The organism is Candidatus Culexarchaeum yellowstonense (assembly GCF_024707025.1).
Lineage (GTDB): Archaea > Thermoproteota > Methanomethylicia > Culexarchaeales > Culexarchaeaceae > Culexarchaeum.
On the sequence record NZ_JANGFQ010000158.1, the window covers coordinates 1 to 2,499 of the forward strand.

At 37.7% G+C, this 2,499-nt stretch carries 6 protein-coding genes; all 6 read left to right on the forward strand.

Annotated elements, in window-relative coordinates; translation table 11 throughout:
* Window positions 1-441: hypothetical protein (locus MRT15_RS10115; protein ID WP_304329974.1), on the forward strand; the 441-nt coding region annotated here is incomplete at its 5' end.
* The gene (locus MRT15_RS10120) at window positions 434-724 is read left to right on the forward strand and encodes a hypothetical protein (RefSeq protein WP_304329975.1); all 291 of its coding nucleotides are present in this window, start codon (window positions 434-436) and stop codon (window positions 722-724) included. The genes MRT15_RS10115 and MRT15_RS10120, both read left to right, overlap by 8 nt.
* Window positions 725-839: 115 nt before the next feature.
* Window positions 840-1,136, forward strand: coding sequence for a hypothetical protein (locus MRT15_RS10125; RefSeq protein WP_304329976.1), 297 nt, complete (start codon window positions 840-842; stop codon window positions 1,134-1,136).
* A gap of 9 nt (window positions 1,137-1,145) precedes the next feature.
* A complete protein-coding gene (locus MRT15_RS10130; protein ID WP_304329977.1) occupies window positions 1,146-1,538 on the forward strand; it encodes a hypothetical protein in 393 nt (130 codons plus the stop codon).
* 45 nt (window positions 1,539-1,583) lie between these two features.
* Window positions 1,584-1,715 carry a hypothetical protein gene (locus MRT15_RS10135; protein WP_304329978.1) on the forward strand — a complete coding sequence of 44 codons (132 nt, stop codon included), beginning with the start codon at window positions 1,584-1,586 and terminating at the stop codon, window positions 1,713-1,715.
* Between the two features lie 22 nt (window positions 1,716-1,737).
* Window positions 1,738-2,499: hypothetical protein (locus MRT15_RS10140; protein WP_304329979.1), on the forward strand; the 762-nt coding region annotated here is incomplete at its 3' end.

Genomic DNA, 2,499 nt, shown 5'->3' on the forward strand with positions numbered 1-2,499 from the left:
GAACCCGAATTGGTTAGATTGGCTAAGTATATTGAGGAGAAGGAGAGGCAGCTAAGTAATTATAGCGATAAGCTTAGGGATAGTGTTGAGGCTATCTTCTATTACTTCAGTAGGCAGAGCAGATGCCCCGTTTCAATTGATATAACTGATACCATACCGTTCTATCATAATGAAAAATACGATTTAGACTATTACCTGGCATTCCGTAGACATGACTTAGTGATAGTGATTAGACCTTCAGGGCAAGAGGAATGGGAGAATATTGAGGGACCCGGAAACATCTCCAGAGAAGCATTGAAGGCTTTAGTGAAGAGCGGTAGACTTGTGGAGTTCCTAAAGATCGTCTCTCAAAAACTTGAAGAATTGAATAAGGAATACGGTGAGGTAAGCGAAGCAGCTGAGAAAATGGCTAAAGCAATAGGGGTGATGAAAAGTGAGTGAATTAAAAGAAAGAGTGGATTGGATTGAAAGTAAATTCTTTCAACTTCGATACAAGGTGGAGGATTTAGAGGAACTCATTAACTTATACGGTAATGCATTCAGAGAAGTAAGAAAATTTTTGAGTGAGTTAAGTGAGTTACCAAATGTATTCTTTCATTTGGCAGACTTAAGGTTAGAATTAAAACAACTAAACGATAGCATTGAAAGTCTATGGATGGAGTTTAGGAGGTTACAAGCAAGGGTAGACGATCTATACAAGGGCAAAAGCAAAGGACAAACCTAAAATTCTTCATTTTTATTTTTTCATTATTTTTCTTTATTTTTTGTAGCTTATACTGTAATTGTTTACAGTAAACTTTATATGTAACCCAAACAATAATTAATTGGGAGGTGTCATAATGGAAAGTAGGGAAGCTGGAAGGAAATCGGCATATGCGGTTATAGTTCCAAAGACTATGCCAGCGGACATTGACATGTACATGTTTGACACTAGGGAAGAGGTTAAAGCATTTTTAAGCGGTACCCTTGCAACAGTACGGCCAGACCTTGAAGGCATTAGACCTGAATTGACGGATATCGCCTTCCTCATTGCATCAGCGAAGCATGCAAAGATCACTAGAAACTTCTATGGGGAAACCGTGCTAGTGTTGGAGTATGATGAAAGCAAGTATCTATCGTTCTTCAGAAATCTATGAGGTGAGCATATGGGATTTATAATTAGAGTTTGCAGGGCTTGGAGGGATCCAAGCCCAGGAGGAGGATTAAACAAGGAATGGCATTATGAATATGCATATGATTTTGAGGATGTTGAAAAGCTCAAGGAAAAGTGGTATGATGTTGAAGTCATTGGGAAGATAGTTGATGAGAAAACATTCGAAAGAGGAAGCTTAACTAGAACAACATACTACATTTATAAATGTGAAAATGGCGAAACATACGTAGAAAAGGTCAGAGTTGAAAGTGGTGGAGCATGGAGTTTAATTGTGAAAAGTGAAGTTCCATTTGAAAAGATCAAAGTATTTGAAGATGCCGAGAACGCCTGGAAAAACGCATTCCTAAAGGAATACCCAGCCAACTGCCCAATCCTAATACCCTAAACTATTCCCTTTTCTTTTTTATTTTATTTATTGTGAGGGGGGATTATGGAAGAGGTCCTTCGGGAAATTGAGGATTTGAGGAGGGAGATTAAAGTATTAAGCGATAGGATATGCATACTTGAATCTAAGGTTGCCCAAATACAATGGCAAATACAATACCAACTTGCTAAACGCTAAACTCCACATTTAGGTGGAAATCATGAATAACGCAGCATTCCACTTCACGATTGATGGAGTAATATTGAGGGAGATTACAAAATACATTTTAAAGTTTGACTCCCAACCAACATTCAAAGTTTCAGATGAAAACATAGTTTTAAACACGATCAACGTGGAGAGGACCTCAACCCTAAATTTGAAGATGATGGAGAGGTTGATGATAGATTACCATGCCGATAAAGAGGGATACTTCTCAATTGACTTGAAGATTTTAAGCAAGGCTTTAAGGGGGTTGAAGATGCCTGGGAGGAGCAGCGAATTAGATGAATCGGTAACATTGGAATGTGATGGTAGAAGCATGATTGTGAAGTTTCAAGGGCAGAAACATATAATACCATTACTCAAACCAAAATTAGTTGAAGTTCCTAAGCCAAACTTTGATTATGAATGTAAAGTTAAGGTCCTAGCGAAACCACTATATGAAGCAGTAAAGCAAGCAGTTGAATACGATCAAAGGATAGTGTTGAAGGCTAATGGTAAGGAGCTGCAAATATATTCGAATGGTGATCATGGATCCTTCACAAAGGATTTCAAACCATATGTCGATGAAGTAATATATATCGATTCAAAGGTTGATCGTGATGTAAAATCATACTATGATGGTAAGCAGCTAATGAACACATTAAACCTTCCATTGATATGCGACTACATAACCCTAAATTTAAGTGGAAATTCACCATTAAAAATTGAGTTCATGGACCCAGACATAGAGTTAACAGTATTCCTGGCAACAATGAACAGT

Coding starts and splice junctions, on each gene's coding strand:
- MRT15_RS10125 (WP_304329976.1), top strand. CDS start 840: ATGGAAAGTAGGGAAGCTGGAAGGAAATCGGCATATGCGGTTATAGTT.
- MRT15_RS10130 (WP_304329977.1), top strand. CDS start 1,146: ATGGGATTTATAATTAGAGTTTGCAGGGCTTGGAGGGATCCAAGCCCA.
- MRT15_RS10135 (WP_304329978.1), top strand. CDS start 1,584: ATGGAAGAGGTCCTTCGGGAAATTGAGGATTTGAGGAGGGAGATTAAA.